General features: G+C 54.2%; 1 protein-coding gene. It reads right to left on the bottom strand.

Translation table 11 applies throughout. The features are described 5' to 3' along the window. Nucleotides 1-869: condensation domain-containing protein (locus tag Xhom_RS25100; protein WP_244590827.1), on the bottom strand; the 869-nt coding region annotated here is incomplete at both ends.

Here is an 869-nt window from a genome sequence, read left to right as displayed (position 1 = left end):
AAGGTGTTGATGTACAGCCCCACACTGGATTCGATCCCGTCAACCGGCACATCACGGCCGGAGACAACCGTGCCCACAATCGTCTGTTCATCCCCGCTGTAACTGTGCAGTAATTTATGCCAGGCAAATTGCAACACCACATTCAGCGTCACCCCCAGCTCCCGACACAGCGTTTTAAGCTGCGTGTAAGGGGTACCCTGTATCGTCAATATCCGCTCAGCCGGCTTTTCAACGGTTTTAATACGGTTCAGATCAATCTCGTGACTTAACAGGGCAGAAAGCGCTGTCGCTCCCTGAAATTGTGCCTTGCGCGCCGCCCAATAGGCTTTGGAAGCCTCCTGATGATGCAGGTGGTACTGCTGCGTCGCCAGATACGCCGTATCGACTACGATCTCAGGCATCTGCCCCTGCCCCAGCGCGTTGTAATACTCATGCACCGTCTGCAATAAAATCGGGTTACTCCAGCCGTCGGCAATACAGTGATGCTGAGTCACCATGACCGTCACCAACTGGTCATGCTGCTTAATCAGGGTAAAACGGATTAACCCGGGCTGGCTTAAGTCAAACGGTTGAGTCCGGTCATGACGTTGGATCGCTTCGATTTCCCTGTCACGCTCAGCTACCGGCACAGTGCTGATGTCCTTGAAAGTGAAATTAGCGGCACCGATACTGGCGCCCTCAGTCACAATCTGTAACACCTCACCTTCCCAGTCAAAGGCCGTTCTCAGGACAGGGAAGCGCAGTGAGGCCAGCCGCCAGGCCTGCTGATAAGCCGCCAGATCCAGATTGTCGTGATAATCCAGCAGTAATTGCACCCGATAGGCATCGTCCTGCGGCTGGGCCAGATAGTGATAAACAAACCCCTGCTG

Source organism: Xenorhabdus hominickii (assembly GCF_002632725.1).
Classification (GTDB): domain Bacteria; phylum Pseudomonadota; class Gammaproteobacteria; order Enterobacterales; family Enterobacteriaceae; genus Xenorhabdus; species Xenorhabdus hominickii.
This window is presented reverse-complemented; position numbering and strand designations above follow the sequence as displayed.